Raw genomic sequence first — 4785 nt, 5'->3', positions numbered from 1 at the left:
ATGGGTTTTCTTTCTCCTGTGTGTGTGATTTCGGGAGTTTTTCTTGATGGTGGGTCACCGTGGTCACGGGACCTCATGGGTGGCTCAGGCGAGTGCCTTGCGCCTCTTGGTGGTGACCACGGTCATCACCATCGCCCCGGACATGAGCGCCGCTGCGACGCCGATGTAGGGGTAGATTCCGGTGCTGCCTGCCTTGGGCAGCTCACCAACCTGGGTGTCCTTGACGACCAGGGTGGCCTTGCGGGTGCCGCCGACCAGGAAGCCCTGGGGGCCGGAGATGCCGGTGGCCTCGGAGGAGAACGCCTGGACGGCGCTCGTGGCCCACTTGGCCTGGTCCGTGAGGTCTGCCGCGAGCTCAACGTTCGTGCCGGAGCCGTCCGCGCGGGCGGTGGTCAGCTTGAACTCGAGGGGCTGGGGCAGCAGGGAGTGTCCGGCGGGTGCCTTGGTCTCGACCAGCCAGTAGGCGGTGTCAAGATCGAGGTCGTTGACGCTCCAGTAGTATCCGTCGGTCGCGTTGGCCTGGGTCAGGGTCTTGACCACGGTGGCGTTCGCATCCGTGTTGGGGTTGGACTTGTAGATCGCGAACTCGGCGCCCTTCAGAGGGTACATGGCCGCGTTGTTCGGACCGATGTACTGGTTCGAGGCATCCGCAAAGGTGGAGCCGGTGTTCTGCGTGCCGGCCTTCACGATCACGAAGTCGTGGGGGACGGTGGGGCCACAGGCCTTGTTGTTGCTCGTACCGTCGGAGTCCTTGCCGTTCTCAGCCAAGACCTCGTTGAAGAGGCCCTTGCCGGGAGCGAGCTCGTTGTTACCGTTGACGGAGCAGGCCAGGTCGGCTTCCGAGTATCCGGCGGCCGCGGGGTTGCGGGTCACCGAGAAGCGGATCCAGTATTCCTTGGTGGCCCCGGCAGCGAGCTCGACGCCGTCGGTCAGCGTGTAGACGCCGCCGGTAGCGGTCGCGTTGGACGCGGTGTCCAGGCCGGCCTGGGTCTCGGCGATCTTGGCGGAGTTGATCTCCAGACCCTTCGCGAAGTCGGGCTTGTCGGTGAGCTTGCCGGTGTTGGCGGCCAGCGAGCCGTCGTTGGTGGCGACGATCTTGTAGTCCACGTTGAAGGTGGTGGCGCCATTCGCGCCGCCGTTAGCCTCGATGGACTTCTGGACGCGCAGCTTGGGAGCCTGGTATTCGTTCACGAACGTACAGGTGATGGGGGCTGCCTCGTTGGAAGCGGCGCCTCCGACGTTCTTGAAGCTGACGCCGCGCTCAGTGCGGGTCACGGCGACGTCTTCACCGATGCCGTTGACGCACTTGATGTCCTTGAGGTTCCACTTGTCCTCGCCGCCGGTCGAGATGTCCTTCTCCGTGATGGTGAAGTCGGAGTTACCGACCTCGAAGGGGATGAACGTCGAGTCGTACTTCGCGCCTCCCTCACCGAAGCCGGTGGGGGTCAGCGACGCGGCCGGGTCGGCTGCGGAGATGTACGAGGCCTTGGCGGGGGCGGACGAAGCCGTGGGCTTCGAGACGGTCACCGTGCCGGTGGTCGCCGGGGTGCGGGCCGTGTTGTCGCGCCAGGTGTCACCGGTGGTCACCGCGAAGTTGGCGGCCGGGATCGTCGGGTTGGCACCCGCCGGGTCCTCGACGGACTTCACGATGCGCACGCTTCTCTCCTCGGTGATGACGCCGTAGAGGCAGGCGTAGTTGACCGAGAGCTCCTGGGTGACGAAGTAATCGGTGGGCTTGGCGTCCGCCGGAGGCGTCGCCGGGCAGTCGGCGGTCGGGATAGACCTGAAGTTATCCGGGGTCAGGAAGTTGGTCGCGTTCGTCGCGGGGACAAAGCCCCACAGCTGCAGACGGTAGGTGCGGCCGTTCTTCGTAAAGGTACGATCCGAGACGGTCTTCTCCAGCTTGACGGTGTCGGAGACGTAGGGGTTCTCATTGACGTTGCCCTTCGCGTCCGGCCAATAGCGAGGCGTGACCTGTTCCTTCACGAGCTGGTTGTGAGGCTGCTCTGCACCGCCGTTGTAGTACTGGCTGTACAGGTCGTAGTCGCCGTTACCCTCGCCCACGTGCTTGACGCAGTACATGCGTCCGGAGCGAGATTCGGGCTTGTTAACGTAACCCTGCGAGCGATCCGCCGCGTTCACCGGGTCCGGCTCATAGGCGGGACCAATGAAAGCGCCCGAAGGTGTGTATCCCGGACGACCGTAGGTACCATCGAGGACCAGGTCACGGACCCGCTTTCCACCAACCAGCTGATTCACATCCCAGCCAGTAGTACCGAAACTGGTAGAACAGGTACCCGTACCAGCCTCGCCCGGTGTCTTCACGTAGGCACCGCCCTTGCGGTAAATGATCGTCGAGGCCAGGGTGTTGAAAGTCTCGTGGTTGACGAAGGGGAAAGCTTCTCTCTGCTGACCCGCGGGGAGTCCAGCAAATTCCAGGTTGATGTTGCCCTGAAGGTAAGGCTGGCCGAGACCACCAGGGGCAGCTGCCTGTCCGATGGGCAGGTTGTTGTGGCGAATTGCGCCGAGCAGGAAGGTCTGGCCGGGCTCGACCTCACCAGGTTTGTTCGGCTTGAAGCCGATGGCGCTCTGACCATCTACCCAGATATTCTTATCGCTAGCTGCCCACTGGTTATAGTGCTGCTGCATCCAGTCCTTGGATGCCTGCGTGTCACCAGGACCAGTGTTGTCCTTCTGATCATCCCACTTCCACGGTACACCTCGAGCAATGTACGCCCACGCATCCTTATTCTTTGCGGTTGTACCACTCAGCCAAGCACCAACGGGCTTATTGTCCGTGAGCAGGCGATTCTGCGACATTCCGGTAACAACACCGTACCTGATGCTGTCATTCAGGTGCGCACCACCCTCGGTTTCACTCGTGTAGCCACCGTTAATCCAGGCGGAAACCTCGCCAACATCAATCTTGCCGGCGGCGGGCTCCTGGGCCGCCTGAGCGGCCTGGGGGGCGGCCACCTGGGAGACGACCAGCGTGCTGGCCGCAGTAGCCACGACGGCCAGGGCGGCCAGGGCGCGGGAGGCGACTCCTGCTCGCTTGGTCCGCGCGTGGCCCGCGCGCGCTCGACTTGCTGTCATCGATCGTTCTCCTTGACGTTCTTGCGCTGTGTTGTGACCGGAGGGACGTCCGGTTCGGTTTTTCCACAACCTTGATGACACACAGCCTACGTCGCGGTTACTGAAAAATGCAACCCCATTTTCACGACTTTGCTAGTGGGCTACGTTACAGAACAACAGTCAAGCCGTCTTTCCGCAGGATAACGCGGTTTGACCAGCTGGTATCTATTCATATTATCGCAACATAAGTAGCTAAATTGTTATTTTTAACGGCTGGCAACAAATCCGATCGCGGAACTATACAGAGCTTGACACCCTCCAAATAATCCACCGATGAGCCAATTTTTCAGCCACCCCACCGCCCCCAACCCTCCGAGCCGACCCTCCGACCCGCCCCTCCTCCCCCAAAAGTCGCACGTAATTCGGCTACCCGAAAATTCAACACCGCCCACAAACGTTGCAATCCCAACGCTCTGATTTCAACGTTTGAAAGGTTTACATGGAATTACGTGCGACATTTCCGGGCAACCACCCCGACACCCGGACGCCACCCGCCCGGGCCCCCCTTCACCACCCCACCCCAAAAGTCGCATGCAATTCGATTACTTAAACATTCAACAAAGCCTAGAAACGCTGCAATTCCAACAATCTGATTTCATCATTTGAAAGGTTTACATGGGAATTGCATGCGACATTTTTCGGCAACCACGCCCAACAATGCCCGCACGCGCCCGCACACGCCCGCACACGCCCACACACGCCAACACGACAACGCGCCAACGCAGCTCCGCACCACCGAACCCAGGACCGCCACCGCGCCCCGGCCTCGTCACGCGCGCCCGCCACCGCGCCCCGGCCTCGTCACGCGCGAGCACCCACACCCCTGCACAATAGGGCGCATGGATCTACGCCCCGTCGCCCTCGTGCCCGTCACCGCCTACGACCCGTCGCGCCCGACCCCCGCCGCCATCGTCTCCGGCGAGGTCGCCGCCCACGACGCGCCGCACCCCCTGTCAGTCTTCGACATGTTCCGCATCGGGATCGGGCCCTCCTCGTCGCACACGGTGGGCCCGATGCGCGCGGGCCTGGCCTTCACGACGGAGCTGACGACCCTCACGCCTCCCTCGCGCATCACGATCGACCTGTTCGGGTCGCTGGGGGCGACGGGCCGCGGACACTCGACGGACCGCGCGGTGCTGCTGGGCCTGGCTGGCTACGACCCGGAGACGGTGGACATCCACACGGTGGAGGCGATCCTCCCGACGCTGGCGAGCACGGGGACCCTCACGCTGCCCTCGGGCACGCGCGTGCCCCTGAGCATCGCCGAGGACATCCGATTCATCCCACGCACGGTCCTCCCCTATCACGTGAACGCACTGACGATCACCGCGAGCGGCGGCGACGGCGACACGATCCTCCAGCGCACCTACTACTCGGTAGGCGGCGGCTTCGTCATGCTGCAGACGAACGACGACCCGCTTCACCCCGAGGTTTCCTCGCTCGCATCCAGCCAGGCCGGCGTCGGCATCGACGTTCCCGCGCCGCACCCCTTCGCGTCGGGCGCCCAGCTGCTCGCCCAGTGCGAGGCGTCAGGCCTGAGCGTCGCCGAACTGGTGCGCGCCAATGAGGAGGCAGTGCGCCCACGCGACACCCTCAACGCCTACCTGGACCGCATCGCGGACACGATGTTCGACTGCGTAGACGCGGGCA

2 protein-coding genes are annotated in these 4785 nt (G+C 63.3%); one reads left to right on the top strand and one right to left on the bottom strand.

Features of this window, described 5'->3' with window-relative positions; all coding sequences use genetic code 11:
- Positions 1-84 precede the first annotated feature (84 nt).
- Positions 85-3096 carry a prealbumin-like fold domain-containing protein gene (locus HMPREF1138_RS01680; RefSeq protein WP_009055789.1) on the bottom strand — a complete coding sequence of 1004 codons (3012 nt, stop codon included), beginning with the start codon at positions 3094-3096 and terminating at the stop codon, positions 85-87.
- A gap of 878 nt (positions 3097-3974) precedes the next feature.
- On the opposite strand from HMPREF1138_RS01680, the gene HMPREF1138_RS01675 reads away from it, so the two are divergent.
- Positions 3975-4785, top strand: an 811-nt coding sequence (locus HMPREF1138_RS01675) for a serine dehydratase beta chain (protein WP_039936489.1), incomplete at its 3' end; no start/stop codon positions are given.

The organism is Actinomyces sp. ICM58 (assembly GCF_000283035.1).
Taxonomy (GTDB): Bacteria; Actinomycetota; Actinomycetes; order Actinomycetales; family Actinomycetaceae; genus Pauljensenia.
Note: the sequence above shows the minus strand (reverse complement) of the source record. Positions and strands in the feature narration are given on the sequence as shown.

What these genes read in the sequence shown, in the direction of transcription:
- HMPREF1138_RS01680 (WP_009055789.1), bottom strand. Translation starts at nt 3,096, where the DNA reads ATGACAGCAAGTCGAGCGCGCGCGGGCCACGCGCGGACCAAGCGAGCA.